25 protein-coding genes and 1 pseudogene are annotated in these 25,273 nt (G+C 72.3%); 15 read left to right on the plus strand and 11 right to left on the minus strand.

Annotated features, from left to right (window positions below; all coding sequences use genetic code 11):
• Nucleotides 1-130: 130 nt before the first annotated feature.
• A pseudogene (locus GAK38_RS17265) lies at nt 131-463 on the minus strand (FAD-dependent oxidoreductase); the annotation flags it as partial.
• A 128-nt stretch (nt 464-591) separates the two neighbouring features.
• Here GAK38_RS17265 and GAK38_RS17270 point away from each other — a divergent pair.
• Nucleotides 592-1,059 (plus strand): winged helix-turn-helix transcriptional regulator, encoded by a 468-nt coding sequence (locus GAK38_RS17270; RefSeq protein ID WP_325346204.1) that lies wholly within the window; start codon nt 592-594, stop codon nt 1,057-1,059.
• Between the two features lie 28 nt (nt 1,060-1,087).
• On the opposite strand, the gene bioD is transcribed toward GAK38_RS17270, so the two are convergent.
• From bioD to rpe, 5 genes are all read right to left on the minus strand, one after another.
• The gene (gene bioD, locus GAK38_RS17275; protein ID WP_325346205.1) at nt 1,088-1,777 is read right to left on the minus strand and encodes a dethiobiotin synthase; all 690 of its coding nucleotides are present in this window, start codon (nt 1,775-1,777) and stop codon (nt 1,088-1,090) included.
• The gene (locus tag GAK38_RS17280; RefSeq protein WP_325346206.1) at nt 1,774-2,985 is read right to left on the minus strand and encodes an 8-amino-7-oxononanoate synthase; all 1,212 of its coding nucleotides are present in this window, start codon (nt 2,983-2,985) and stop codon (nt 1,774-1,776) included. Before GAK38_RS17280 ends, bioD begins: the two co-directional genes overlap by 4 nt.
• Nucleotides 2,975-4,303: an adenosylmethionine--8-amino-7-oxononanoate transaminase gene (gene bioA / locus GAK38_RS17285; RefSeq protein WP_325346207.1), complete on the minus strand. Its 1,329-nt coding sequence runs from the start codon at nt 4,301-4,303 to the stop codon at nt 2,975-2,977. The genes GAK38_RS17280 and bioA overlap by 11 nt, the downstream gene beginning before the upstream one ends.
• Before the next feature lie 86 nt (nt 4,304-4,389).
• Nucleotides 4,390-6,393: a catalase gene (locus GAK38_RS17290; protein ID WP_325346208.1), complete on the minus strand. Its 2,004-nt coding sequence runs from the start codon at nt 6,391-6,393 to the stop codon at nt 4,390-4,392.
• A gap of 589 nt (nt 6,394-6,982) precedes the next feature.
• A complete protein-coding gene (gene rpe / locus GAK38_RS17295; protein ID WP_325346209.1) occupies nt 6,983-7,681 on the minus strand; it encodes a ribulose-phosphate 3-epimerase in 699 nt (232 codons plus the stop codon).
• Nucleotides 7,682-7,714: 33 nt separating this feature from the next.
• Here rpe and apaG point away from each other — a divergent pair, with 33 nt between their 5' ends.
• The 11 genes from apaG (at nt 7,715) to GAK38_RS17350 (ending at nt 16,784) form a co-directional block, all read left to right on the plus strand.
• Entirely contained in the window at nt 7,715-8,122 is a 408-nt protein-coding gene (gene apaG, locus GAK38_RS17300; protein ID WP_325346210.1) for a Co2+/Mg2+ efflux protein ApaG, read from the plus strand.
• A 233-nt stretch (nt 8,123-8,355) separates the two neighbouring features.
• A complete protein-coding gene (locus tag GAK38_RS17305) occupies nt 8,356-9,609 on the plus strand; it encodes a cation:proton antiporter (protein ID WP_325346211.1) in 1,254 nt (417 codons plus the stop codon).
• Entirely contained in the window at nt 9,606-10,730 is a 1,125-nt protein-coding gene (locus tag GAK38_RS17310; RefSeq protein WP_325346212.1) for a YbdK family carboxylate-amine ligase, read from the plus strand. Before GAK38_RS17305 ends, GAK38_RS17310 begins: the two co-directional genes overlap by 4 nt.
• 34 nt (nt 10,731-10,764) lie before the next feature.
• Nucleotides 10,765-11,652 carry a LysR family transcriptional regulator gene (locus GAK38_RS17315; RefSeq protein WP_325346213.1) on the plus strand — a complete coding sequence of 296 codons (888 nt, stop codon included), beginning with the start codon at nt 10,765-10,767 and terminating at the stop codon, nt 11,650-11,652.
• Nucleotides 11,653-11,758: 106 nt separating this feature from the next.
• Nucleotides 11,759-12,577 (plus strand): class II aldolase/adducin family protein, encoded by an 819-nt coding sequence (locus GAK38_RS17320; RefSeq protein WP_325346214.1) that lies wholly within the window; start codon nt 11,759-11,761, stop codon nt 12,575-12,577.
• 70 nt (nt 12,578-12,647) lie between these two features.
• A complete protein-coding gene (locus GAK38_RS17325) occupies nt 12,648-13,601 on the plus strand; it encodes a Bug family tripartite tricarboxylate transporter substrate binding protein (protein WP_325346237.1) in 954 nt (317 codons plus the stop codon).
• Nucleotides 13,602-13,628: 27 nt separating this feature from the next.
• Complete coding sequence (thiL, locus tag GAK38_RS17330) at nt 13,629-14,603, plus strand: thiamine-phosphate kinase (RefSeq protein WP_325346215.1); 975 nt, start codon at nt 13,629-13,631, stop codon at nt 14,601-14,603.
• A 243-nt stretch (nt 14,604-14,846) separates the two neighbouring features.
• A complete protein-coding gene (locus tag GAK38_RS17335) occupies nt 14,847-15,383 on the plus strand; it encodes a hypothetical protein (protein ID WP_325346216.1) in 537 nt (178 codons plus the stop codon).
• Between the two features lie 42 nt (nt 15,384-15,425).
• Nucleotides 15,426-15,968 carry a phosphatidylglycerophosphatase A family protein gene (locus tag GAK38_RS17340; protein WP_325346217.1) on the plus strand — a complete coding sequence of 181 codons (543 nt, stop codon included), beginning with the start codon at nt 15,426-15,428 and terminating at the stop codon, nt 15,966-15,968.
• The gene (locus GAK38_RS17345; protein ID WP_325346218.1) at nt 15,965-16,450 is read left to right on the plus strand and encodes a CinA family protein; all 486 of its coding nucleotides are present in this window, start codon (nt 15,965-15,967) and stop codon (nt 16,448-16,450) included. Before GAK38_RS17340 ends, GAK38_RS17345 begins: the two co-directional genes overlap by 4 nt.
• Nucleotides 16,451-16,472: 22 nt before the next feature.
• Complete coding sequence (locus GAK38_RS17350; RefSeq protein WP_325346219.1) at nt 16,473-16,784, plus strand: GNAT family N-acetyltransferase; 312 nt, start codon at nt 16,473-16,475, stop codon at nt 16,782-16,784.
• 3 nt (nt 16,785-16,787) lie between these two features.
• On the opposite strand, the gene GAK38_RS17355 is transcribed toward GAK38_RS17350, so the two are convergent.
• The gene (locus GAK38_RS17355; RefSeq protein ID WP_325346220.1) at nt 16,788-17,681 is read right to left on the minus strand and encodes a DMT family transporter; all 894 of its coding nucleotides are present in this window, start codon (nt 17,679-17,681) and stop codon (nt 16,788-16,790) included.
• Nucleotides 17,682-17,836: 155 nt separating this feature from the next.
• A complete protein-coding gene (locus GAK38_RS17360; RefSeq protein ID WP_325346221.1) occupies nt 17,837-18,628 on the minus strand; it encodes a UPF0149 family protein in 792 nt (263 codons plus the stop codon).
• Between the two features lie 78 nt (nt 18,629-18,706).
• Between GAK38_RS17360 and GAK38_RS17365 the strand changes: the two genes are divergently transcribed.
• The 3 genes from GAK38_RS17365 (at nt 18,707) to GAK38_RS17375 (ending at nt 22,762) form a co-directional block, all read left to right on the plus strand.
• Nucleotides 18,707-20,371: an FMN-binding glutamate synthase family protein gene (locus tag GAK38_RS17365; RefSeq protein ID WP_325346222.1), complete on the plus strand. Its 1,665-nt coding sequence runs from the start codon at nt 18,707-18,709 to the stop codon at nt 20,369-20,371.
• Nucleotides 20,368-21,159 carry a hypothetical protein gene (locus GAK38_RS17370; RefSeq protein ID WP_325346223.1) on the plus strand — a complete coding sequence of 264 codons (792 nt, stop codon included), beginning with the start codon at nt 20,368-20,370 and terminating at the stop codon, nt 21,157-21,159. Before GAK38_RS17365 ends, GAK38_RS17370 begins: the two co-directional genes overlap by 4 nt.
• Before the next feature lie 115 nt (nt 21,160-21,274).
• A complete protein-coding gene (locus GAK38_RS17375; RefSeq protein ID WP_325346224.1) occupies nt 21,275-22,762 on the plus strand; it encodes a hypothetical protein in 1,488 nt (495 codons plus the stop codon).
• A gap of 316 nt (nt 22,763-23,078) precedes the next feature.
• Here the strand turns inward: GAK38_RS17375 and GAK38_RS17380 are convergent, their stop codons facing one another.
• From GAK38_RS17380 to GAK38_RS17390, 3 genes are all read right to left on the minus strand, one after another.
• A complete protein-coding gene (locus GAK38_RS17380; RefSeq protein ID WP_325346225.1) occupies nt 23,079-23,258 on the minus strand; it encodes a type II toxin-antitoxin system CcdA family antitoxin in 180 nt (59 codons plus the stop codon).
• A gap of 32 nt (nt 23,259-23,290) precedes the next feature.
• Entirely contained in the window at nt 23,291-23,737 is a 447-nt protein-coding gene (locus GAK38_RS17385) for a PIN domain-containing protein (RefSeq protein WP_325346226.1), read from the minus strand.
• Nucleotides 23,738-23,988: 251 nt separating this feature from the next.
• Entirely contained in the window at nt 23,989-25,263 is a 1,275-nt protein-coding gene (locus GAK38_RS17390) for a THUMP domain-containing class I SAM-dependent RNA methyltransferase (protein WP_325346227.1), read from the minus strand.
• Nucleotides 25,264-25,273 lie beyond the last annotated feature (10 nt).

A 25,273-nucleotide genomic window follows, 5' to 3' on the forward strand; every position in this document is an offset into this window, starting at 1 on the left:
ACCTGCCGCACGGCCTCCTGCTTGAACTCCAGCGTGTACTTCGCTCTCGTTTGCTTCTCGTTCAATTCATGCTCCCGTCCCGGCATTCTCCGGGTTGGGGCTATGCACTCCAGGAATCGGGGGCAACCTCAATGCGCATCATGCGTTCCTTGTTGACCGCATAGCGCTCCTGGGTGCAGTTGCGCAGCATCTGCGCGATCCACTGCAGCTGCCAGAGGCTGCCGTCCGCACGCACGGCCAGCGGCGCGTGCTTCTGAAACATTCACTTCAGTGCCTTGAGCGGAATGCCGGGCGCCGCCCAGGGCGTCGAATAGCCCGGTGACACCTGGCCGGCGTTGGCGAAGCTGGTTTCCAGGGCCGGGCCGGGCTGGCGGTCGCTGACCGTGACGTCGGCGCCTGCCTTGGCGAGGTAGTAGGCGGTCGCGGTTCCGACGACGCCGCTGCCTGCAACGATGACCTTCATGGCACACTCCGGGTGTTTCAGTGGATATCGCAAGTCTAGAAAAACAGATACAGTCGATTCCACCGTTTTCTACGGCCATCACTCGATAAATCACCGCCCTCCCTATGGGCGGGCACAATTGGCAGCGAATGTTCGAACCCGACCGCCTGGACCTGGCTATCCTCGACGTGCTGCAGCGTCAGGGCCGCATCTCGATGACCGAACTGGCCGAGAAAGTCGGCCTGTCCGCGTCCCCCTGCACCGAGCGCGTGCGCAGGATGGAGCGCGAAGGCGTGATCGCGGGCTATCACGCCCGCCTGTCGTCCGAGGCGCTGGGCCGGACGCTGCTGGTCTTCGTCGAGATCAAGCTGTCGTCGAAGTCCGGCGACGTCTTCGACAAGGTGAAGAAGGAGCTGTCGCAGGTGCCCGAGGTGATGGAATGCCATCTGGTCTCGGGCGACTTCGACTACCTGCTCAAGTGCCGGCTCCGCGGCATGGGCGAGTACCGCCACCTGCTCGGCAACATTCTGAAGAAACTGCCGGTCGCGGCCGAGTCGCGCAGCGTGGTGGTGATGGAAGAGGTCAAGGAAACGCTGCAGCTGCCGCTGGACCGATAGGCGGGCCGGCGCCTGCTGCGGCGAGGCGTCAGCCCAGGGCTGCGCGTACCGCGGCCGCGTCCAGGTGGGCCGCCACCGCGGCATGCCCCGGGTCCGCCAGGCGCGGCACATGGCCCCAGCGTGGCGCCCCCAGCGTGTCGTCGAGCGCGGCCAGGTTGGCGGCCACGTGCGGCTGCGCCGCATCCACCGTGTTGGCCACCCAGCCGGCCAGCCGCAGGCCCCGCGCGCGCACGGCCTCGGCCGTGAGCAGCGCGTGGTTGATGCAGCCCAGCCGCAGGCCGACGACCAGCACCACCGGCAGCGCCAGGTCGGCCGCGAGGTCGGCGGTGTCCCACCCCGGCGCCAGCGGCACGCGGAAGCCGCCTACGCCCTCGACCAGCGCCAGGTCGCCGCGCAGCGCCGTGGCGCGGATGGCGGCCAGCAGCGCGGTGCGGTCGATGGCCCGGCCTTCGAGCGCCGCGGCGATGTGCGGCGCGCAGGGTGTGCGGAACTGCAGCGGACCGACCTCGGCATCGGTCAAGCCCAGCGTCTGCGCCGTCTGGAGCCGGGCCACGTCCTCGTTGCGCCAGACGCCGTCGGCGCCCTGCTCCTGCGCGGCGGCCACCGGCTTGACCGGCGCCGCGCGCAGGCCGGTGCAGGCCAGCGCGTGGACCAGCCCGGCGGTGATGCAGGTCTTGCCGATCTCGGTGTCGGTGCCGGTGACGAAGAAGCCCTTCATGGCGCGGCCGCCTCGTCCAGCGCGGCGAGCAGCGCATCGACGTCGTCGTCGCCGTGCGCCGCGCAGAGCGTGATGCGCAGCCGCGCCGTGCCCGCGGGCACCGTGGGCGGCCGGATGCCTGGCACGCGCAGGCCGCGCGCTTCGAGCGCGGCGGCGAGCCGCATGGTCTCGTCGTTGCCGCCGATGACGAGCGGGTGGATCGGCGTGGTCGACGGCACCGGCCGCCACGGCAGCGCGGGCCGGCGGCGCAGCAGGCCGGCCAGGCCCTCGCCGAGCCGCGTGCCGAGCTGCGCCAGCCGCGCGCGCGCGGCCCGGCCGTCGGGCCCACCGATCAGCGCGAGGCTGGTGCGCAGCGCATGCGCGATGGCCGGCGGCGTGGCGGTCGAGAACACGTAGGGCCGCGCAGCCTGGAGCAGGTACTGCACGATGCGCGGATGGGCGGCGACGAAGGCGCCCGAGATGCCCGCGGCCTTGCCGAGCGTGCCCACGAGCACGATGCGCTCGCTGCGCACGCCGAAGTGCTCCAGCGTGCCGCGTCCGTCGCGGCCCAGCACGCCGAAGCCGTGCGCGTCGTCCACGACGAGCCAGGTGTCGAACTCCTCGGCCAGCACCAGCAGCGCGGCCAGCGGCGCGATGTCGCCGTCCATGCTGAAGACGCCATCGGTCACGATGAGCTTGATGCGGGCACGGCTGGCTTGGAGCTGCCTGCGCAGCGCGGCCAGATCCGCGTGCGGATAGCGCTGCACCGCAGCGCGCGCGAGCAGGCAGCCGTCAATCAGCGAGGCATGGTTGAGCTTGTCCGAGAAGATCTGGGCATCCGCGTCGCCCAGCGCGGTGAGGACCGCGATGTTGGCCAGGTAGCCGGTGCAGAAGGTGATGGCCCGCGCGCCGGGGATGTAGGGCGCATACCAGTCGGCGAAGTCGTCCTGCAGACGCGCATGGGCCACGCTGTGGCCGCTGATGAGGTGCGAGGCGCCCGCACCCGCACCCCATGCGCGCGCGCCCTCGGCCAGCGCTTCGGCCAGCCGGGGGTCGCCAGCGAAGCCGAGGTAGTCGTTGGAACAGAACATGCGCAGCGCGCGCGCCGTGCCGTCCGCGCCCAGCACCGTCTGGCGCACCGCCGTGGGCGTGGCCGCGCTGCGCACGCTGCGTGCGAGGCCGGCTGCGGCCAGCGCGTCGAGCTTGGACTGCAGGTGGTCAAGCAGCATCGGCGATGACCTCGTCCACAACTTCGCCGAGCGTGCGGCCGACGGCACCGGCCAGGAAGACGGCCGCGGCTTCGTCGATCAGGTAGGGGGGCATCAGGTAGACGGTGTCGCCGATCGGGCGGATCAGCAGTTCGTGCCGGCGCGCCGCGAGGTGGAAGCGCTCGGAGAAGCGGTCGCCGGCACTGCGCACGTCGAAGGCCAGGATCATGCCGCGCTGGCGCAGGTGTTCCACGCGCGGATGTGCGGCCAGCGGCGCGAACGCATCGGCGAGGAACTGCGCCTGCTGCCGGTTGGCCTCGACCTGCCCGGCGTCGAAGCGGTCGAGCACCGCGTTGGCCGCGGCGCAGGCCAGCGCGTTGCCGGTATAGGAATGCGAATGCAGGAAGCCGCGGGCCACATCGTCGGACCAGAAGGCGTCGAACACCGCATCGGTCGTGAGCACCACCGACAGCGGCAGCGTGCCGCCGGTGATGCCCTTGGAGAGCAGCAGGAAGTCGGGCCACGGAGCATCCGCCTGCTCCCAGGCATAGAAGCTGCCGGTGCGGCCGAAGCCGACCGCGATCTCGTCGGCGATCAGGTGCACGCCATGGGCGGTGGCCAGGGCCCGCAGGCGTTTCAGGTAGCTGGGCGCATGCATCACCATGCCGGCGGCGCCCTGCACCAGTGGCTCGACGATGACGGCTGCGATGCGGCCGCGCTCGCGCTCCAGCAGGTCGCGCAGCGCGTCGATGGCCGCGTCCTCGTTGCCCAGGCGCGCGTCGGGCGAGGCGACCGTGTGCGACTGTGTGAGCAGCGGCGCGTAGGCGTCGCGGAATATCTGCACGTCGGTCACCGCGAGCGCGCCGATGGTCTCGCCGTGGTAGCTGTTCTTGAGGCAGACGAAGGCGTCGCGCTGCGGCCCAGTCCCGCCAGCCTCGCGGTTCTTCCAGTAGTGGAAGCTCATCTTGAGCGCGATCTCCACCGCGCTCGCGCCGTCGCTCGCGAAGCTCGCATGGCCGAGCGCGCCGCCGGTGCGCGCCGCCAGCCGCTCGGCCAGCCGCACGGCGGGCTCGTGGGTGCAGCCGGCCAGCATCACATGCGGCAGCGTGTGCAGCTGGCGCGCGATGGCCGCGCGCAGCCCTTCGTCGGAGTGGCCGAACAGGTTGACCCACCAGGAGCTGTTGGCGTCGAAATAGCGGCGGCCCGCGGTGTCGAACAGCCACGGGCCTTCGCCGCGCGCGATGGGCAGCGGCGGCAGTTGCGCGGCCCGCGCCATCTGGGTGCAGGGGTGCCAGACGGCGCGCAGGCTGCGCTGCGCGAGATCGGAATCGAGGGACATGGGGCGAGGCGGCACGCGCTGCGCACCGCGAAATCGGGGACGACGAGCTTACACGCTCGCCTGCCCGTCCGTTCCGGCGCCGCTATCTAAGCGGCAATGGCATCGAGGTCGGTGCGGTCCCAGTACCGGTGCACGCGCAGGCTGTCGGTGAAGCTCTGCGCGAACGCGGCCACGGCATCGGCCTGCACGTCGCCGTGCACCGAGCCGACCAGCACGCCCGGATGGGCGCGCGCCACGTCCTGGGCGCTGCCGCCGGCCGCGATGCCCAGCGCGCCGAGCAGCGCGGCGCCGTCGTCGATCACGGCGACCGGCTTGGCATGCTTGTAGGCTTCACGCACATAGAGCACCGCCTCGCCGCTGGCCGCCAGCGCCGCGGCGCTCTCGGCGCCGCCGGCCACCAGCACCGCGTCGGCCTGCACCGACGGCAGCGTGGCGAAGCTGTAGGGCACCTCGAAGCGCCGCCCGCCCGCGGTGGTGACGCTGCCCACGCGCGGGCCGACGACGCGCACGTCGAGCCCGATCTGGGCGAGCTTTTGCAGCAGCGGCCGCAGGCCCAGCGCGTCCACGCCGTCGTGCACCAGCACGGCGACGCGGCGCGTGTGCAGGTGGCTCACGGTGATCGACATGCCCAGCGCCGCGGACTCCTGGAGCGGCGCCACGGCATCGCTCTGGCGGAAGCCGGCCCGCCCGGCCGCCGCACGCGGATCGGGCGTGTCGATGCCGACGCCGGCGGCGACCTTGCGCGCGAGCTTCATGTCCACATGGGCCAGGTTGTCGATGACCCGCTGGCGCACCGCAGCCGACTCGACCTTCGACAGCTCGTAGCGGAAGGCCGCGGCGATGTGCTCGCGCCCGGCGGGCGACTGGCTGTTCCAGAACAGCGCGGCCTGGGAGAAGTGGTCGTCGAAGGCCGGGCCGCGCTCGCGCACCTTGGGGCCTTCCACCGGTTGCGGATGGCTGCGGAAGCCCTGGGCGTCGCCGTCGACGCGGAACTCGGTCTCGTTGTCGAGCGAATGCGGCTCGTAGGAGATGCGTCCCTTGTGCACCGTCTGGCGATGCATGCCGTCGCGCTGGAAGTTGTGGAACGGCGTCACGGCGCGGTTGATCGGCAGCTCGTGGAAATTGGGCCCGCCCAGGCGCCAGAGCTGCGCCACGGTGGACAGGAACAGCCGCCCGTGCAGCAGCGGATCGTCGCAGAGATCGATGCCCGGGACGACGTGGCCCGGGTGGAAGGCCGCCTGCTCGGTTTCGGCGAAGAAGCTGTCGGGATTGCGGTCGAGCACCAGCCGGCCGACCGGCGTGACCGGCACCAGTTCCTCGGGGATCAGCTTGGTCGCGTCGAGGATGTCGAAGCCGAGCGAGGCGGCCTTGTTCTCCGCGAGGATCTGCGCGCCCAGCTCCCATTCGGGGAAGTGGCCGCGCGCGATGGACTCCCACAGGTCGCGGCGGTGGAAGTCGGGGTCGCGGCCCGCGAGCTTCTGCGCCTCGTCCCAGGCCAGGCCGTGCACGCCGAACTTGGGCTTCCAGTGCAGGCGCACGAAGCTCGTGTCGCCGCCCGCGTTGACGAAGCGGAAGGTATGCACGCCGAAGCCTTCCATCATGCGGTAGCTGCGCGGGATCGCGCGGTCGCTCATGAGCCACAGCAGCGCATGCGTGGTCTCGGGCATCAGCGAGGCGAAGTCCCAGAAGGTGTCGTGCGCGCTCGACGCCTGCGGCATGCCGTGGTGCGGCTCGGGCTTGAAGGCATGGACCAAGTCCGGCAGCTTCATCGCGTCCTGGATGAAGAACACCGGAAAGCTGTTGCCCACGAGGTCGTAGTTGCCTTCGCGGGTGTAGAACTTGACCTCGAAGCCGCGCAGGTCGCGCACCGTGTCGGCCGAGCCGCGCTCGCCGGCGAAGGTGGAAAAGCGCACGAACACCGGCGTCTTCTGCTCCGGGTCCTGGAGGCAGTCGGCGCGGGTGTAGGTCGCCATCGACTTGTAGACCTGGAACCAGCCGTGCGCGCCCGAGCCGCGCGCGTGCACCACGCGCTCGGGGATGCGCTCGTGGGCGAAGTGGACCAGCTTCTCGCGCAGGACGAAGTCCTCCACCAGCACCGGCCCGCGCGCCCGCCTTCAGCGCGTTGTGGTTGTCGGCCACGCGCACGCTCTGGTTGGTGGTGATGAACTGGGGCGTGGCGGTCGCGGTGGCTGCCGCCAGCTGGGCGTTCTTGTCCGCGGGCTCGTCGGAGGCGCGGCTGCGGGAACGGGGGTTGCTGGCGCGGGCAGGTGGCATGGAATGTGGTTCTGGTGAAAAGGGAGGGCTGAGATGGAAACGGCACCCGGCGCCCTCCGGTCGGAGCGCTGCGGGCGCCGTGCACGCCTGATGGCGGGGATCAGGAAGTTTCGGAAGCGCAGCAGTAATCGACCGCGCCGGCAATCATCGCCAGCGCCGCCGCGCCGACCACGCCGGCGATGCCCCAGACCCTCCACTCCATGATGCGCTCCTCGACAGGTTCATTGCTTGATGGACAGAAGCGTAGGAGTGCACCTGCGGCCCAGGCGTAGCCTGCGATGGCCGGGGTTCGTGGGAGAGCGGACGTTACAGCTGTAGGAGCAGACTCACGCAGCGGCGGCGCGGGCCTTCCCGGCGGAGGCGCCGCCGGACGCGGCCGCGGCGGCGGGCCGGGGCGCAGGGCAATCAGCCGGCCAGCTGCCGGCGCATGGCGGCGATCACGGCGGCGTAGTCGGGCTGGCCGAAGATGGCGCTGCCGGCCACGAAGGTGTCTGCGCCGGCGGCGGCCACGCGGGCGATGTTGTCGATCTTGATGCCGCCGTCGACTTCGAGGCGGATGTCCCTGCCGCTGGCGTCGATGCGCTTGCGCACGCGTTCGATCTTGCGCAGCGCCGAATCGATGAAACTCTGGCCGCCGAAGCCGGGGTTGACGCTCATGACGAGCACCAGGTCGATCTCGTCGAGGGTCCAGTCGAGCACGTCGAGCGGCTCGGCCGGGTTGAACACCAGGCCGGCCTTCACGCCCTTGGACTTGATCGCCTGGATGCTGCGGTGCACGTGGGCGGAGGCGTCGGGGTGGAAGCTGATGTAGTCGGCGCCCGCGTCGGCGAAGGCGGCGGCCAGCGCGTCGACCGGCTGGATCATGAGGTGTACGTCGACCGGCACCGGCGTGCCGTCGGCGCGCTTCGCGTGGGGCTTGAGCGCCTGGCAGACCATCGGGCCGAAGGTGAGGTTGGGCACGTAATGGTTGTCCATCACGTCGAAGTGGATCCAGTCGGCGCCGGCAGCGATCACGTCGTGGACTTCCTCGCCCAGGCGGGCGAAGTCGGCCGAGAGGATCGAGGGGGCGATGCGGCAGGTCGTGGGGGAAGCGGGGGCGGGCATGGCCGCGATTGTCGCAGCCCTTACCATTGGGCCATGCCGAAGTACCAGTTCACCGTGGACGTCGAGCCGCAGTACCTGCCCGAGCATTCGGAGCCGGAGGCCGGTATCTACAGCTTCGCCTACACGATCACCGTGGCCAACACCGGCGACGTGGCGGCCCAGCTGATCGCGCGCCACTGGCACATCAGCGACGCGCACGGCCACACCGAGCAGGTCAGGGGCCTGGGCGTGGTCGGCCAGCAGCCGCTGCTGGCGCCCGGCGCATCGTTCCGCTACACCAGCGGCTGCCGCCTGCGCACGGCCAGCGGCACCATGCACGGCAGCTTCTTCTGCGTGGCCGAGGACGGCGAGCGCTTCGAGGCGCCGGTGCCGCTCTTCGTGCTGGAGGCCGTGGACCACGGCCCGGGCGGCACGCCGCTCGCCCGGCGGACGCTGCATTGAGCCGGCGCGCGACCGCCCTCGTCGCCGGCATATACTCCGGTAGGTTAACTCTCATGGCGCCCGTCTTTCGGGAGTCATAGGAACATACCCCCGCTATTAACACGACGGCCGGATGGCGGTGGTCACGATACCGTCCTACAGGTCCGGCCGCGCCGCGCCATGTACAGTCTGCGCAGCCGCGACGGCGGCGCAACGACCCCTGCGACAGACACCGAGAGGAGGGCCCGCCGGGCATGAACGAAATCACCACTTTCTGGGCCGAATGGCTGCGCCCGTCGGCCGGGCTGCCGACGGTGCAGTGGTCTCTGCTGCTGGCAGTGGCATCCCTGGTCGGCTACCTGCTGCGGCGCTATTCCGGCCTGCCCAAGGTCGTGGGCTATTCGCTGGTCGGCACCTTCGCCGGCCTGGCCGGCTTCAACGGCGCGCTCTGGCCGCTGCAGGGCATCGGCCTGTTCCTGCTGGAGCTGGGCATGTCCATCGTGCTGTTCGAGGCCGGCAGCCGCATCCCGCTGCGCTGGTTCCGCCACAACCCGATGGTGCTGGTGCAGAGCGTGGCCGAGTCGGCCCTGACCTACTACGCCGTCTACTGGACGCTGCATGCGCTGCTCGACGTGCCCACGGGCGTGGCTTCGCCGCTGGCGCTGGTGGCCCTGGCCGCGTCGCCAGCGGTGCTGGGGCGCGTGGTGGCCGACACCCGCGCCGCCGGCCCGGTGACCGACCGGGCGCTGGTGCTGGCCACGCTGTCGTCGCTCTATGCGCTCGCGCTCGGCAGCGCCCGCGCCGAGCTGCTCAACCGCCCGCAGATCACGCTGATGGACACGATCTACCCGGTGGCCGTGGTGCTGGGCGTGTCGGTCGTCGTCGGCGCGCTGCTGGCGCTGGCACTGCGCCTGGCCCTGCGGGTGATGAGCCCCGCGAGCGAGAACACCGCTATGCTGCTGATCGCGCTGGTGGCCGCCGGCACGGCCGTGGCCGCGCACCTGGGCGGCTCCGCGCCGCTGGCCGCGCTGCTCGGCGGCATGCTGCTCAAGCAGCTCAACCCGCGGCCTTGGGCTTGGCCGCGCCAGCTCGGCTCGGCCTCGTCGCTCCTGACCATGCTGATGTTCGTGCTGGTCTCCACCGTCGCTGCGCAGGCCGACTGGACCGGCCCGGTGGCCGGCACCGTGGCCGCGCTGATCCTGGTGCGCGTGGCGGCCAAGGCCGTCGGCGTGGGCCTGGGCAACATCGGCAGCGGCGCGAGCTGGCGCCAGGCCCTGTGGGTCAGCGGCGCGATGTCGCCGATGTCGTCGATCGCCCTGCTGATCGCATCGCAGTTCGTGGCGGCCTCGCCGTCGCTGGGCCCGCAGATCGCGCAGGTGGCGCTGCCCGCCATCCTGCTGATGGAAATGCTGGGCGCCGTCGTCGCCACCGTCGCCATCTACCGTGCCGGAGAAAGCTCGCGCCCCTGGACGCCGCAGCCCCTGGCCGCCGGAGACACGCCGCCGTGAGCCTCGAACCCTTCCGCCATTCCGAGCCGCTGACGCTCGGCGTCGAGCTGGAGCTCCAGCTCGTCAGCACCCACGACTACGACCTCGCGCCCTATGCCGACGACATGCTGCGGCTGATGGAGAAGATCCCGCTGCCCGGCAGCGTGGTGCCCGAGATGACGTCGAGCATGATCGAGATCTCCACCGGCGTCTGCCATTCGGCCTCGGAGGTGCTGGGCCAGCTCACGCCAATCCGCGACGCCCTGGTGAAGAGCGCCGACAAGCTCAACATCGCCATCGTCGGCGGCGGCACGCACCCGTTCCAGCAGTGGCACGAGCAGCGCATCTACGACCGGCCGCGCTTTCGCAAGCTGTCGGAGCTGTATGGCTACCTGTCCAAGCAGTTCACCATCTTCGGCCAGCACGTGCACATCGGCTGCCCGGACGCGAACGCGGCGCTCTTGATGCTGCACCGCATGAGCCGCTACATCCCGCACTTCATCGCGCTGTCGGCGTCGAGCCCCTACGTGCAGGGGCAGGACACGGCCTTCGACTCGGCGCGGCTCAACTCGGTGTTCGCCTTCCCGCTGTCGGGCCGCGCGCCGTTCGCGCTGACCTGGGACGAGTTCGCGGACTACTACGGCAAGATGACGCGCACCGGCGTCGTGCGCAGCATGAAGGACTTCTACTGGGACATCCGGCCCAAACCGGAGTTCGGCACGATCGAGATCCGCGTGTTCGACACGCCGCTGACCATCGAGCGCGCCACCGCGCTCGCGGCCTTCGTGCAGACACTGGGCGCCTGGTTCCTCGAAGACCAGCCGTTCATGCCGTCGGACGACGACTACCTCGTCTACACCTACAACCGCTTCCAGGCCTGCCGCTTCGGGCTCGACGCGGTCTACGTGGACCCGGCCACGGGCGAGCACATGGCGCTGCGCGAGCACATCCTGCAGACGCTGCACCGCGTCGACCCGCACGCCCGGCGGCTGGGCGCCGGCAACGCACTGCAGATGCTGCGCGACAGCGTCAACAGCAACCACAACGACGCGCGCTGGCTGCGCGAGCTGCAGGCGCGCGAACAGCTGCTGGGCGAGGTGGTGCGGCGCGGCGCGGGGCGGTTCCGCGGGCAGCCGGCGTAGTGGGCTACCCGCCAGGGCAGCAGCCGCCCGTTCCATGATCAACCTGAAGCACATCGAGGTATTCCACGCCGTCATGCAGACCGGCTCGGCGACCGGCGCAGCGCGCATGCTCCATGTGACGCAGCCCGCCGTCAGCGCCGTGCTGAAGCACTTGGAGGCGCGGCTGCAGATGCAGCTGTTCGCCCGTGTCGGCGGCCGGCTCGTTCCCACCCCGGAGGCGCACGCGCTGCTGCCTGACGTGCGCGGCATCTACGGCCGCATCGAAGCCATGGAGCGCTTGGCGCAGGACTTGGCTGGCGGCCGGCTGGGCACCTTGTCGGTCGCGGCGTCCTCCCCGGTGACCAACGGCTGGCTGGCCAAGGCGGTCTCGGAATTTCTCGCCGCGCGCCCCGGCGTGCGGGTCGCGCTGCAGTCGCTGGCCTCGCCGCAGGTGCTCGACCGCGTCGCCAGCCGCGAAGCCGAACTGGGCCTGGCCTACGAGCCTGTGCTCCACCCCGAGGTCGTGGCCGAGGTGATCGCGGACAACAGCGTCGCCTGCGTGATGCCCGCCGACCATCCGCTGGCGGCGCGTGCGGAGATCCAGGTGGCCGACCTCGCGCCCTATTCCCTCGTCACCTACCTGCCGCAGGCGCTGCTGCGTCCCTACGTGGACCGGGCGCTGGGACAGGCGGGCATCGCCCCGGCCATCGCCGTGCAGGTGGGGCTGTCGATCACCGGCATTGCCCTTGCCTACCACGGGGCGGGCATCGCGCTCGTGGAGCCGCAGCTGCTGGCGTCGCTGCCCCTGCCGGGGCTGGTGGCGCGGCCGCTGCTGCCGCGCATCGAGGTGCGCACGCTGCTGCTGCTGCACCGCGATGCGCCGCGCTCGCGGCTGCTCGAAGACTTCATCGCCCACATCCGGGAGCGGCGCCCCGCGCCTTGATGCCCATCAGGAAAGCTTATGGCCGGTACCGGATTCGTGATTGGCGCGCCGGCAGAGTCCCTGCCTAGACTGCGCACCCCGAACCCCATGTCCTGAGTGCCAGACGATGAATGCCCCCGACCTCCCTGCCAAGCGATCGGTCTATGCGCCCGACCAAGCGGGGCTCTACTTTCCCCAGCCTCCGAAATTCGAATCCGCAGCCGAGGAACGCCTGCATCGCAAGCAGCGCCTGGCCGCCGTGTGCCGCGTGTTCGCCCGGTTCCGCTACGAGTACGGATTTGCCGGCCACGTGACGGTGCGTGATCCCGAGCACCCCGACCTCTACTGGACCAACCCGTTCGCGATGGACTTCGGCCGCGTGCGCGTGTCCGACCTGCTGCTGGTCGACCACGAAGGCCGGGTGCTGGAGGGGAGCTGGGCGGTCAACCGCGCCGGCTTCGTGCTGCACGCGGCCATCCACCGGGCCAACCCGCACGTGCTGGCCTCGTGCCACGCGCACACGACCCACGGCATGGCCTGGGCGTCGCTCGGCCGCAAGCTCGATCCGATCACGCAGACGGCCGCCAGCTTCTCCACCGACCATGCGCTGATCACCGAGGAAGCCGGCGCCGTGGTGGTGGAGAAGTCCGCCGGCCAGAAGGTGGCCGAAGCCTTCGGCGAGAACAAGATCGCCATCCATCAGAACCACGGCCTGTTCTCGGCCGGGCGCGAGAGTGTGGACGAGGCGGCCTGGTGGCTCATCGCCGCCGAGCGCGCCTGCGAGATCCAGCTCAAGGCCGAGGCCACCGGCCATCCGCTCAAGCAGATTCCCCCCGAAGCGGCGGCGCACTCGTCCAGGCACCTGGGCTCGCCGTTCATAGCCTGGCTGCACTTCCAGCCGATCTACGACGCCATCTGCCGCAGCGACCCGGATCTGTTCGACTGACCCCGGACACGGCGGCGCGCCGCGCCGCCGCCCGCCCCTTCCACCGACGGAGAAAGTTTCCTTGAAGAACATGCTGCAACGCGCCGCGATCGCCGGCGCCCTTGCCATCACGGCCACGGCCCACGCCGCCTGGCCCGACGACAAGCCCATCGAGATCGTCGTCGGCTTCGCGCCCGGCGGCGAAACCGACATCATGGCCCGCGGCCTGGCGCCCTTCCTCCAGAAGTACCTGGGCGCCAAAGCCAGCCTCGTCGTGGTCAACAAGGTCGGCGCCTCCGGCGAAATCGCCAATGCCTACCTGCAGCGCGCCCAGCCCGACGGCTACACCATCGGCGTCGTCAACGTGCCGCCGCTGGTCTTCGTACCGCTGACCAAGAAGGCGCAATACGACCCGCGCGAACTGGCGCTGACGGCCCGCGTCGTCAGCGACGCCACGCTGCTGGTCGCGCGCAGGGACAGCCCCTACACCAGCCTGCAGCAGGTCGTGCAGGAGCTGCGCGGCCGGCCGAACTCGCTGTCCTTCGGCTACAACGGCGTCGGCTCCAATGGCCACCTGGCCATGCTGCGGCTGCAGCAGACCACCGGCATCGAACTCAACGACGTGCCGTTCAACGGCACCGGCCAGTCGAAGAACGCCCTGCTGGGCGGGCATACGCAGTTCATGTTCACCAGCCTCACGGCCGTGCCCCAGCCCGACAAGGAGGCGGTGCCGCTGCGCATCGTCAGCCAGTTCATGGCGCAGCGCGCGCCGGCGCTCAAGGACGTGCCGACCGCGCGCGAGCAGGGCATCGACGTCGTCATGCCGTCCGACCGCGGCTTCGCGACGCCCAGGGCCGTGCCCGCGGCGATCCGGCTGCGCCTGCAGGATGCGATCGCTGCCGCGCTGAAGGACCCGGCCTTCCTGAAATCCGCCTCGGGCTACGCCTCGGTGATCAGCTACCTGCCGGGCGACGAGTGGCAACGCAGCCTCGACGCCGGCCAGGCCGCCCTGCAGGCGCTCGCGGCGGGCATGCCCCGGCAGTAGGCAGCCGGCAGGCCCTATGCTCGGGCCATGGGTGAATTCGACCTCATCGACCGCTACTTCAAGCGCCCGCTGCGCCACGCGCCGGCCTCGCGCGCGCTGCTCGGGCCCGGCGACGACTGCGCGCTGCTGGCGCCCGCGGCCGGCATGCAGCTCGCCGTCTCCAGCGACATGCTGGTCGAGGGCCGGCACTTCCTCTCCACCGTCGATCCGACGCGGCTCGGCCACAAGGCGCTCGCGGTCAACCTGAGCGATCTGGCCGCCTGCGGCGCGCGGCCGCTCGCGTTCACGCTGGCACTGGCGCTGCCGCGGGTGGACGAGCGCTGGCTGGCCGGCTTTTCCGAAGGACTGTTCGCGCTGGCCGACGCGCACGGCTGCGAACTGGTCGGCGGCGACACCACGGCCGGGCCGCTGAACATCTGCATCACCGTCTTCGGCGAGGTGCCGGCCGGCACGGCCCTGCTGCGCAGCGGCGCGCGCGCCGGCGACGACCTCTGGGCCAGCGGCACGCTGGGCGATGCGCGGCTGGCGCTAGAGGTCTTCCGCGGCCGGCTCGCGCTCGACGCGGCCGGCTTCGACGCCGCGCGGCTACGCATGGAAGCGCCCACGCCGCGCGTGGCCCTCGGGCAGGCGCTGCGCGGCATCGCGACCAGTGCGGTCGACATCAGCGACGGCCTGCTCGGCGACCTCGGCCACGTGCTGCGCGCCTCGGGCGTGGGCGCGCGCATCGACGTGGCGGCCGCGCTGGCGCTGCTGGCCCACGGCGCGCAGCGGCTCGACCGCGCGCTGGCGCTCGCATGCGTGCTGGCAGGCGGCGACGACTACGAGCTGGCCTTCACCGCGCCGGCCACCGCGCGTGCCGCGGTGGAGGCGGCCGGCCGCGCCGCGCAGGTGGCGGTGACGCGCATCGGCACCATCGAGGCGCCGCCCGGCGTGCGGCTGCTGGAGGCCGACGGCCGGCCGCTGGCGCGGCGCTTCGCCTCCTTCGACCACTTCGCACGCTAGGATTCTTCCCCCATACCCCCGGTCCTGCATGCCAGATGCGTCCGCAGTACATGCAGTCTGAAGATATACCCCCATGCATGAACAAAACGGCGCAGATCATTGCCCTGGCGCATGGCCGCCGGCCGCAGGTGCGGTATAGAGTGTGTCGCTCCGGGGACGAGCACCGGCCGCCGCCGCGGCGGCGCGGCGGCGCAGCCCCATCCGCGCAACCCCTTCCCAACCCACCGCCCGAAGGAGACACCGATGAGCGCCACCGCCCCCGACCGCGCCGCCGCCCCGGCGACCGACCCTCTGCTGCCGCTGGCCCTGTACCAGGCCAACCTCACTCTGTGGCTGCGCACCAGCGCGCTGCTGGCCGAAGGCCGCGCCCAGTGGATCGCCCTGGGCGTGCAGACGCTGCGCGGCGGCATCGAGGAAACCCGCAGCGAGACCGACGACCTGCTGCGCGGCGCCGGCTGGCAGACGCTGGCCGCCCTGCCCACACACGCGCTGGCCCAGGCGCTGCAGCACCAGGTGGCGGCCGCACAGGGCGTGGTGCAGACGGCCATCAGCAACCAGGCCGCCTTCGGCGCCGGCTACCGGGCGGCGCTGGCCGAGTGGCGCGAGGCCGCGGCCCAGGCGGTCGGCCGCGCCTGGCAGCGCGCCGGCACGGCCACGCCGGCCGCCGTCTGGGCGGCGGCGGTGCAGCCGCAGCAGCACGCCGCGGCTGTCGCGGCCGCTGCGCCGGCGGACCGGGCCGCAGCGGCAGTGGCACCGCAGGATGCCGGCACCGTCCACTGACGGTCCGGACGCCGCCCGGGCCGGTACGGGCAGAATCGCCCGATGACCTTCGCCTCCGACGCCGCGGCGTCCCGCACCGCCGCGGCCGCCCGGCCGACCAGCCGCTTCCTGCTCGCCCATCCGGCGCACTTCATCGCGCTGGGCTTCGGCTGCGGCCTGTCGCGCGTCGCGCCCGGCACGGCCGGCACGCTCTGGGCCTGGCTCTCGTTCGTGGTGCTGCAGCGGTGGCTCACGCCCGCGCAGACCGGCTGGCTGATCGCCGTGTCGCTGCCCGTGGGCTGGTGGGCCTGCACCGTGGCCGCGCGCAGCCTGCGCATGGCCGACCCGAGCCCCGTGGTGTGGGACGAGGTCGTCGCCTTCTGGATCGTGCTGTGGCTGCTGTGGCCCGTCGGCTTCTGGGGGCAGCTGGTCGCGTTCGCGCTGTTCCGCTATTTCGACGCGGCCAAGCCCGGCCCGGTGGGCTGGGCCGACCGGCAGTTCCACGGCTTCGGCGCGGCCGGCGGCTTCGGCATCCTGTTCGACGACCTGGTGGCGGCGTTCTGCACGCTGCTGGTCTTCGCGGTCTGGACGTTCCTGTTGCGATGAGCGCTGACATCGACCTTCTCGTGGCCCGGCTCGCCGACCGGCTGCGCGCGCGCGGCGCGATGCTGGCCACGGCCGAGAGCTGCACCGGCGGCCTGATCGCCGCGGCCTGCACCGCGCTGGCCGGGTCGAGCGACTGGTTCGAGCGCGGCTTCGTCACCTATTCCAACGCGGCCAAGACCGAGCTGCTTGGCGTGGATGCGGCCCTGATCGCCGCGCACGGCGCGGTCAGCGAACCGGTGGCCCGGGCGATGGCGGCCGGCGCCGTGCGGCATTCGCGCGCCCAGGCCGCCGTGGCCGTGACCGGCGTGGCCGGCCCGGGCGGCGGCTCGGCCGACAAGCCGGTGGGCACGGTGTGGTTCGGCTGGCAGATCGACGGCCGCCTGCGGGCCGAACGCCGGCGGTTCGACGGCGACCGCGCCGCGGTGCGCGCCGCCACCGTGGTCCATGCGCTGCGGACACTGGTGGATACGCTGGAAGCCTGAGACTTTCGACAATGCAAGCACCATGACCGATCAACGCAACACCCTTGGCATCGACTTTGCCGACAACCCGGCGGAGCAGCGCATCGAGGCCCGTATCGACGGCCAGCTCGCCGGCTTCGTCGCCTATGACGACAGCGGCGGCAGGAAGCAGCCGCTGCGCCTGGTCCACACCGAGGTGCTGCCGGCCTTCGAGGGCCGCGGCGTCGCCGGCGCGCTGGCCCGCCACGTGCTCGACGGCGCCCGCAGCCGCGGCGAACGCGTGGTGCCCGCGTGCAGCTACATCGCCACCTGGATCGAGCGGCATCCGGACTACGCCGGGCTCGTGGCCGGCTGATCCCTACCGGGCTGGTCGCAGCACCAGCCAGAGCGCCGCGGCGATCAGCCCGCCGCCGCCCAGGTGCGCCAGCGTCAGCGGCTCGCCGAGGAAGCACCAGCCCCAGAGCGCGCCGAAGGCCGGCACCAGGAAGGTGACGGTCAGCGCGCCCAGCGGGCCGATGTCGGCGATCAGCCGGAAGAAGATCACATACCCCAGAGAGGTACAGGCCAGACCGAGCACGAGCATTGCGGTCCAGATGGATACCCCCGCCGCTGCAAGCCGGGGCAGCAGCGCCGGCGCCTGCACGGCCTGCCAGGCGAAGGCCGGCAGCAGCGTCAGCACGGCGCCAACCTGGCTGCCGAGCGCAGCCAGGCGGCTGTCGAGCCCGCCGCGGTCGGACACCCAGCGCCGCGTGAGCTGGGTCGACAGGCCATAGGAGAACGTGGCCACCAGGCAGGCGCCCATGCCGAGCAGCGTGGCCGCATTGGGGGCCACCGGCTCTGCGCGCATCAGCACGGCCACGCCGGCCAGGCCGACGAGCACGCCGCCGATGCGCGCGGTGGTGATGCGCTCGCCGAACAGCGCCGCGCCGATCAGCACGCCCATGAGCGGCGTGGTCGCGTTCAGGATCGCGCTGTAGCCGGCCGGCAGCACGCGGGCGGCCAGCGCGTACATCAGGAAGGGAATGCCGGAATTGATGGCGCCGAGCGCCAGCGCCGGCCGTCCCAGCCCACGCCAGTCGCGCGGCACCCGCATCGCCAGCACGATGGCGACCAGCCCGAGCGCGGCGAACGCCACGCGGAAGAACGCCGTGGGCACGGCGCCCAGCACCGGCGCAGCCACCCGCATGAACAGGAAGCTGCCGCCCCAGAGCGCGGCCAGGCCGAACAGGCGCGCGAGGCTGGCGGAGGTCACCCTCTCACCGCGTTGTGGAGGGCGCGAGGCGCACAAAACCGCCGCGGCCCAGACCAGCAGACGCCGCGCAAGGGCCGCCCCGCCGCGCTGGCGTCGCCCCCTTCCCGCGTAGCGAGAGAAGGGGGGAGCCGCGCCGCGGCTCGAGGGGTTGTGCTTCATCCACCATGGCACTTCTTGAATTTCTTTCCGCTGCCGCAAAAGCACGGGTCGTTGCGGCCCGGCAGCGCCTCGCGGCGCACGCTTTCGGCGCGCGGGCCCTGGCTCTTCCACAGGCGGCGCAGGTCGTAGACGGCCCAGATCGCCTCGCCCCAGGCGTCGAGCCGGGCCTGGCTCACGGTCGGCGGGCCGTCTTCCTCGTACATCGAGACCTCGGGCCGGCCGTGGTCGGGACCGGCCAGCACGGCGATGGCGTCGATCGCGTCGCCCAGCAGCTGCGCCGCCTCGCGGTCGCGCGGCGGCGCCCAGTCCTCCTCCCACTGCTCGACCACGGCCAGGAAGCCGTGAGCCCAGACTTGGCCGAAGGCCGGCAGGCCGCCTTCGGCCGCGGCCTCGGCTTCGGCGCGGGCGCGCTCGTCCTCGGGCAGGGCGGCGATGGCGCCGCGCACGTCCAGCACTTCGGGGTGGTAACAGCGGTCCTCGTCCAGCGTCTGCACGTCGGCGTCGAGCGCGGCCTCGATCTCGGCCCAGCGGCGGCGCCAGAACCAGACCAGCTCCATGTTCTCGGCAGGGTTGAAGCCCTCGTCGAACAGGACCGGCCAGACTTCCTCGGCCGGGATGGGGCGGCGCGTGCAGATCAGCGCGGCCATCACGCCTTCGCAGAACTCCCACTCGGGCGTGTCGGGCGACTTCGTGCGCAGCTGGTCGAGCAGCGCGTCGAGGGTGTCGAAGTCATCGGGGCCCAGAGCGGCCGGCGCGGCGGCGGCTGGGGTGTCGGCGGGGGTGGTCATGGCGTGTCGGGACGAGTCTTTATGATGCCGCCGACATGCCCTGCGTGGCAGGAACGATGCCCTCGGCGAAAGACCGCGATGATAGGCCGCCTCAACCATCTCTACCCCGTGCGCTACACCACCCTCGCCGCCTGCGTGGTCGTGCTGCTGCTGGCGCTGTTCACCACCGTGGCCTTCGGCCGCGGCGTCGTCGTGGCCGTGGCCGCGGCGGCGCTGACCGTGCTGGGCCTCTACGATCTGCGCCAGCAGCGCCACGCGGTGCTGCGCAACTACCCGGTGCTCGGGCACCTGCGCTTCGCGCTCGAATTCATCCGCCCCGAGATCCGCCAGTACTTCATCGAGAGCGACACCGAGGCCGCGCCGTTCTCGCGCGCGCAGCGTTCGCTGGTCTACCAGCGCGCCAAGGGCGAGCCCGACAACCGCCCGTTCGGCACCCAGCTCGACGTGGGCGGCCGCGGCTACGAGTGGATCAACCATTCGCTGGCGCCCACGCGGCTCGATTCGCACGACTTCCGCATCACCATCGGCCCCGACCGCGCCCAGCCCTACGCGGCCAGCGTGTTCAACATCTCGGCCATGAGCTTCGGCGCGCTGTCGGCCAACGCGATCCTCGCGCTCAACCGCGGCGCACGGCTCGGCGGCTTCTGCCATGACACCGGTGAGGGATCGATCTCGGCCCACCACCGGGTGCACGGCGGCGACCTGATCTGGGAGATCGGCTCGGGCTACTTCGGCTGCCGCAACGACGATGGCAGCTTCAGCGAGGAGCGCTTCGTCGCCAGCGCGCGCGACCCGCAGGTCAGGATGATCGAGGTCAAGCTGAGCCAGGGCGCCAAGCCCGGCCACGGCGGCGTGCTGCCGGCGGCCAAGATCACGCCCGAGATCGCCGCGGCCCGCGGCGTGCCGATGGGCGTGGACTGCGTCTCGCCCTCGGCCCATTCGGCGTTCTCGACGCCGGTGGAGCTGCTGCGCTTCGTCGCGCGGCTGCGCGACCTCTCGGGCGGCAAGCCGACCGGCTTCAAGTTCTGCGTGGGCCATCCGTGGGAATGGTTCGCCATCGTCAAGGCCATGCTCGCCACCGGCATCACGCCGGACTTCATCGTCGTGGACGGCGCCGAGGGCGGCACCGGCGCGGCGCCGGTGGAATTCATCGACCACATGGGCTCGCCGCTGCAGGAAGGGCTGCTCCTGGTGCACAACACGCTGGTCGGCGTGAACCTGCGCGAGCGCATCCGCATCGGCTGCGCCGGCAAGGTCATCACCGCCTTCGACATCGCGCGCATGATGGCCCTGGGCGCCGACTGGTGCAACGCGGGCCGCGGCTTCATGATGGCGCTGGGCTGCATCCAGGCCCAGACCTGCCACAGCGGCCACTGCCCGACCGGCGTGGCCACGCAGGACCCGCTGCGCCAGCAGGCGCTCGTCGTGCCCGACAAGGCCCAGCGCGTGGCCCAGTTCCATGCCAGCACGCTGCATGCGCTGCAGGAGCTGGTGCAGGCCGCCGGCCTCACCCATCCGAGCGACATCACCGCCCACCACATCGTGCGCCGCATCAGCGACACCGAGGTGCGGCTGCTGTCCAACTTGGTGCTGCAGGTCGCGCCGGGCGCGCTGCTCGGTCCGCTGGACGACCAGCACGCCGTCTTCCGACGCTACTGGCCGCTGGCCAGCGTCAACAGCTTTGCGGCCGGCGAGCCGCCGCTGGAACCTTCGGCACCGCGCACCGCGGCGGTGGCCGCATGACGGCGGACCGCTACGCCGCCTTCCTGCGCGAGACGCTGCCGCGCCAGCCCAAGAACCTGGAGCACTACCGGCTCGGCGACGGGCAGGTCTGGATCAAGAAGGCCGGCCCGCGCAACGGCCCGGCCGGCTATGTCGTGCTGGGCCTGCTGGCGCGCGCCGCGCGGCTGGAGGTGCTGCGGGCGGTGCCCAACCGCGGCGGCGCCCGGGCCATCGCCACCGAGGCGCGCCGCCTGCGCGACCTGGCCGCGCGCGGCCTGCGCGTGCCCGCCGTGCTGGCGGTGCAGGAGGACGGCCTGATGATCAGCCACCTGGGCGTGCCCGGCGCGCCCACGCCGGCGCTCGACGCCGAGATGCGCGACGCGGTGCCCGCGGGCGCCGGCGCGGTGCTCGGCCCCTGGCGCGACGGCCTGGCCGCCATCGCCGGGGTGCATGCGGCCGGCACCGCCCTGAGCCAGGGCTTCGCGCGCAACATGGTGCGCTGCCCCGACGGCGCCATCGGCTTCGTCGACTTCGAGGACGATCCGCTGGCCGTGCTGCCGCTGGCGCACTGCCAGGTGCGCGACGCGCTCTACTACGCCCATTCGAGCGCGCTCTACCTCGCCGAGGCCGGTGCGCTCGCGGCCGCGCGCGGCCGCTGGCAGGACTGGGTGGCCGCGCGGCCGGCCGCGGTGCGCGGCCTGCTGGCCAAGACCGTCGCGCGCATGCGCTGGCTGGGCCGGCTGCCGGCCGACCGGCGCTGGGGACGCGACCTGCAGCGCGCGCGGGCGGCGCACGACCTGATGGCCTGATTCCCGATGGCCTGCGCCCGGCCTTGGCAGCGGGAGTGCGTGCGGCCCTCCCGGATTCCTCCTCAATGCAACCGCATGCTGCAGCGCCCCTGACTGCCCGATGGAGCCGCTGCCGATGCAACCTTCCCAGCCTCCCCCTGTGGACTCGACCAGCCTGGCGCTTGCCGGCGGCCTGGTGGCGTCGGCGCTGGCGGCGCTGGTGCTGGCCCTGGCCGGCTGCGCCGACACACCCTCCAGCCCGGCCGACAGCGGCGGCGCCGGCGAACGCACGGCCCACCGCGGCGGCCCGCCGGGCGGCGGTGGAGGCGGCGGCTGGGGCGGCGGTGGCGGCATGGCCGGCGGCCCGCCCGGCGGCGGCCCGGGCGGTCCCGGCGGCCGGGGCCCGGCAGGCCGCGGCGGCACCGAACTGGCCGAACACACCGGCCCGCAAGTCGAGCCGGCCGGCGCGCGCACGGTCGACAACGGCCGCTTCGTGCTGGAACAGGGCCAGGCCTACCTGGCCAACGACCCCGACCTCTCGGCGATATACGTCCGCGGCCGCGCCCGGGTGCAGCTGACCGCGCCGCAGATCAGCAAGCGCGGCGACAGCAGCGCGCCGCTGGCCAGCAGCCAGCGCGGACTCAACGCCGCCCTGCTGGCCAGCGACGGCAGCGATGTCACGGTGCGCGGCGGGCGCATCGACAGCAATGGCGCCAGCGCCGCCGCCGTGGCCGCGCTGGGCACCGGCACCCGCGTCTGGCTCGGCCAGCTGCGCGTGCGCACCGGCGGTGCCCATGCGCACGGCGTGGCCGTCTCGGCCGGCGGCCGCGCCGAGCTGCTCGATGCCGACATCACCACCACCGGCCCGCGCGCGGCGGCGCTGGTGGCCGACCGCGGCGGCAGCACGCTGCTGGCCACCGGCGGCACCCTGCAGACCCAGGGCGCGGGCGCGCCGGTCCTCTACAGCGCAGGCAACCTCCAGCTGCGCAAGCTGCGCGCGCATGCCGACGACGGCCCCGCCGCCGTGGTCGATGGCGGCGGGGCCATCACGCTGCACGACAGCGCGCTGGCCGCGGGCCGCCAGGCCGGCGTGCTGTTCCAGCAGGCCGCCGAGCCCGGCGGCGCCCCGGCCGGGCGCGGCTACTTCGCCGCGCAGGGCGGGTCGATCGCCGCGGCCGACGGCCCGCTGTTCGCCGTGGTCGGCAGCCAGGCCACGCTGGTGCTGGAGCAGGTGTCGCTCGACGCCCGCAGCGGCCTGCTGCTCGATGCCCGGGCCGGCACGGTGCAGGTGCTGGCCACGCGCCAGGCCCTGCGCGGCCGGCTGTCGGCCGACGCGCGCAGCACCCTGTCGCTGGTGCTGCGCAACGGCAGCCGGCTCGAAGGCGCGCTCGCCGGGGCCAGCCTGCAGCTCGACGCGTCCAGCCGCTGGCAGGTGACGGCCGATTCAACGCTGGCCGTGCTGCAGCCGCCCGCGGCCGGCACGGCGCCCGGCACCGGCATCGACAGCGGCGGCCACACGGTACGCTACGACGCGCGTCTGCCCGGCAACGCCTGGCTCCAGGGCCGCAGCCTGCCGCTGGCCGGCGGCGGGCAGCTGGTGCCCGGCAACGAACCCGGCGCATAGGGCGTGCCGGCCCGGGGCGCGGCCGACCCGCCCGCGCGCGCTGCTGCCGCGCGAAGAAGCACACTGACTTCCGGGGTATATGCCCTCAGCGCTTTTGAATCGCCCGCTGCAGGCCATTGATGGCGGGAGTATCTGAAACAGCCGAGGTATTCGGGCGGCCTGCAAGGCACGCAGTCGGGGTGCAGAGGTCGAGGTCAGCGGTGAACCGATGCCGGGCTGGAGTGTCCTGCCGGGTATACCTGCCGCGACACCAACCTCCGGGACGCCGCGTCGAATGTAGGCGCCATGATCGATTCCGAAGAGCCCAGGCACATGCTCAAGGTATGGAGCACCTATCGGATCGGCGATCCGAACGGGCCGGCTTTCCGTTCGGCGGCGGCGTGCAGGTCTCCACTTTCTGCGACACGTTCATGCGCAATTCCCTCGCCGTCTCCTGCACCTTGCCGTTGAGCGACAGATTGGTGGACTTCTTGGGAGCGTTGTCAAAGCGAGGCATGGCACATCTCCGGCATACCGAATGCGCATACTCTATGCGCATCGGATGGCGGCCCCGTCTGCGTCAAACCGCTCGGCCACCCGCACGCCGGCCTGCGCCAGCCGCTTGCGCAGCGCCAGCACCGCGCGGTCCTTGGACAGCAGCGCGGCGCGGTGCGCCACCGCGAGGTCGATGAACTTCTGGTCGTCGGCGTCCTTGCAGACCCAGGCGGCGCGCGGGGCGTCGGGCAGCAGCTCGCGCACCGCGGCGTCGAAGCGGGCCAGCACGTCGCCGGCCGCGAGCCGGTAGAAGGCCAGGCGCGGCGCGATCTGCGGATAGCCGAGCACGCGCGCCAATTCGGTGCGCATGGCGGCGGTGGCGATCCAGCGCGCCCGGCCGGCCTCCAGCGCGGCGCGCAGCGGCAGGGCGGCCGCGTCGTCGAAGACGAAGACGTCCAGCACGATGTTGGTGTCGATGACGAGGAGCGCAGCGGCAGTCATGGGGCGCGATGGTAGGCCACTTACCCAGCGGCGGCTGCGCGGCCCAGTTCTCCAGCGGCAGCCGGGCACGCGCACGAATTCACGCGTGTTGGCGGCCACCAGCGTGCACCCTCGGCCAGCGCGTGGGCCGCAGTCCAGAGATCGTTGGCACCGATGGGCGTGCCCTGCCGCTGCTGCAGCAGCTCGGCCCAGCTCACGAACGAGCGTGCTCGACATGCGGGCCTCCCGTGGTGTGTACAAACGGTATGTACTCAAGGGCCGCCGTTGTCCACCGCAGGCCGCCCGCCCCGCTCCCGCGCCGAGCCGGCCACGAGGTCGAACCGGAACAGCCGGCATTCGATCGGCCCGTTCCACAGCGGCACGCGGCGCGATTCCTTCAGCCGCATGCGGCCCGGCAGCTGGAGGTCGGGCGTGAGCATCCAGGCGGTCCAGCCGGCGTAGTGCTTCTTCCAGTGCGCGGCCAGGCGGCTGAAGAATTCGCCGCCGTCCTCGGTCTGCGCGGTCTCGCGGCCGGCACTGCGCGCCCCGGCGCGTTCGGCCGCATTGCGGCCGGCCGTGCCGGCCGCGGCGATGCGCTCGCCATAGGGCGGGTTGAGCAGCAGCACGCCGGGCGGCGGGCTCGGCGGCTGGCGCTGCAGGGCATCGCCGCCACGGAACTCGACGGCGCGGCCGACGCCGGCGCGCTCGGCGTTGCGCTGCGCGAAGTCGACCATGCGGTGGGCCACGTCGCTGCCGAAGACCGGCACGGCCGGCGCCTGCCCGGCCGCGCGCGCTTCTTCCTTCAGACCGGCCCAGACGTGCGCCTGGTAGGGCAGCAGCTTCTCGAAGCCGAAGCGGCGCAGGCTGCCCGGGGCGATGCGGCAGGCGATCTGCGCGGCCTCGATCGCGATGGTGCCGCTGCCGCAGCAGGGGTCGTAGAGCGGCACGGGGGCGTCGCCATGCGGGTCCCAGCCGCTGGCGGCGATCATCGCGGCCGCGAGCGTCTCCTTGAGCGGGGCGTCGCCCTTGTCCTCGCGCCAGCCGCGCTTGAACAGCGGCTCGCCCGAGGTGTCGATGTAGAGCGTGACGGTGTCGGTCGTCAGGTGGGCATGGATGCGCGCGTCGGGCCGCTGGGTGTCCACGTCGGGCCGCACGCCGCCCGCCTTGCGGCGGAAGCGGTCGGCCACCGCGTCCTTGATGCGCAGCGCGGCGAAGTTCAGGCTCGTGAGCGGGCTGTGCTGGGCGGTGACCTCGATCTTGAAGCTCTGGCGCGGGGTGAACCAGACCTCCCATGCGACCGCGCCTGCGGCTTCGTAGAGGTCGTGTTCGTTGCGGTACGGCGCATGGCCGAGCTGTACCAGCACGCGCTGGGCGAGCCGGCTGTGCAGGTTGAGTTCGAGCGCCTGGCGCCAGGAGCCGCGCACCAGGGCGCCGCCGCGGCCGGTGAGCAGGTCGTTGCCAGCCAGGCCGGTGACCGCGTGCACCTCGTCGGCCAGGAAACCCTCGACACCGGCGGCGCAGGGCAGAAAGAGCTGGAGCTGGTTCATGGGCGCAATG

This window comes from Xylophilus sp. (assembly GCA_009914555.1).
In the GTDB taxonomy this organism is placed as follows: Bacteria; Pseudomonadota; Gammaproteobacteria; order Burkholderiales; family Burkholderiaceae_C; genus WNDY01.

What these genes read in the sequence shown, in the direction of transcription:
- GAK38_RS17270 (WP_325346204.1), top strand. Translation starts at nt 592, where the DNA reads ATGTTCGAACCCGACCGCCTGGACCTGGCTATCCTCGACGTGCTGCAG.
- bioD (WP_325346205.1), bottom strand. Translation starts at nt 1,777, where the DNA reads ATGAAGGGCTTCTTCGTCACCGGCACCGACACCGAGATCGGCAAGACC.
- GAK38_RS17280 (WP_325346206.1), bottom strand. Translation starts at nt 2,985, where the DNA reads ATGCTGCTTGACCACCTGCAGTCCAAGCTCGACGCGCTGGCCGCAGCC.
- bioA (WP_325346207.1), bottom strand. Translation starts at nt 4,303, where the DNA reads ATGTCCCTCGATTCCGATCTCGCGCAGCGCAGCCTGCGCGCCGTCTGG.
- rpe (WP_325346209.1), bottom strand. Translation starts at nt 7,681, where the DNA reads ATGCCCGCCCCCGCTTCCCCCACGACCTGCCGCATCGCCCCCTCGATC.
- apaG (WP_325346210.1), top strand. Translation starts at nt 7,715, where the DNA reads ATGCCGAAGTACCAGTTCACCGTGGACGTCGAGCCGCAGTACCTGCCC.
- GAK38_RS17305 (WP_325346211.1), top strand. Translation starts at nt 8,356, where the DNA reads ATGAACGAAATCACCACTTTCTGGGCCGAATGGCTGCGCCCGTCGGCC.
- GAK38_RS17315 (WP_325346213.1), top strand. Translation starts at nt 10,765, where the DNA reads ATGATCAACCTGAAGCACATCGAGGTATTCCACGCCGTCATGCAGACC.
- GAK38_RS17320 (WP_325346214.1), top strand. Translation starts at nt 11,759, where the DNA reads ATGAATGCCCCCGACCTCCCTGCCAAGCGATCGGTCTATGCGCCCGAC.
- GAK38_RS17325 (WP_325346237.1), top strand. Translation starts at nt 12,648, where the DNA reads ATGCTGCAACGCGCCGCGATCGCCGGCGCCCTTGCCATCACGGCCACG.
- thiL (WP_325346215.1), top strand. Translation starts at nt 13,629, where the DNA reads ATGGGTGAATTCGACCTCATCGACCGCTACTTCAAGCGCCCGCTGCGC.
- GAK38_RS17335 (WP_325346216.1), top strand. Translation starts at nt 14,847, where the DNA reads ATGAGCGCCACCGCCCCCGACCGCGCCGCCGCCCCGGCGACCGACCCT.
- GAK38_RS17340 (WP_325346217.1), top strand. Translation starts at nt 15,426, where the DNA reads ATGACCTTCGCCTCCGACGCCGCGGCGTCCCGCACCGCCGCGGCCGCC.
- GAK38_RS17345 (WP_325346218.1), top strand. Translation starts at nt 15,965, where the DNA reads ATGAGCGCTGACATCGACCTTCTCGTGGCCCGGCTCGCCGACCGGCTG.
- GAK38_RS17350 (WP_325346219.1), top strand. Translation starts at nt 16,473, where the DNA reads ATGACCGATCAACGCAACACCCTTGGCATCGACTTTGCCGACAACCCG.
- GAK38_RS17360 (WP_325346221.1), bottom strand. Translation starts at nt 18,628, where the DNA reads ATGACCACCCCCGCCGACACCCCAGCCGCCGCCGCGCCGGCCGCTCTG.
- GAK38_RS17365 (WP_325346222.1), top strand. Translation starts at nt 18,707, where the DNA reads ATGATAGGCCGCCTCAACCATCTCTACCCCGTGCGCTACACCACCCTC.
- GAK38_RS17370 (WP_325346223.1), top strand. Translation starts at nt 20,368, where the DNA reads ATGACGGCGGACCGCTACGCCGCCTTCCTGCGCGAGACGCTGCCGCGC.
- GAK38_RS17375 (WP_325346224.1), top strand. Translation starts at nt 21,275, where the DNA reads ATGCAACCTTCCCAGCCTCCCCCTGTGGACTCGACCAGCCTGGCGCTT.
- GAK38_RS17380 (WP_325346225.1), bottom strand. Translation starts at nt 23,258, where the DNA reads ATGCCTCGCTTTGACAACGCTCCCAAGAAGTCCACCAATCTGTCGCTC.
- GAK38_RS17385 (WP_325346226.1), bottom strand. Translation starts at nt 23,737, where the DNA reads ATGACTGCCGCTGCGCTCCTCGTCATCGACACCAACATCGTGCTGGAC.
- GAK38_RS17390 (WP_325346227.1), bottom strand. Translation starts at nt 25,263, where the DNA reads ATGAACCAGCTCCAGCTCTTTCTGCCCTGCGCCGCCGGTGTCGAGGGT.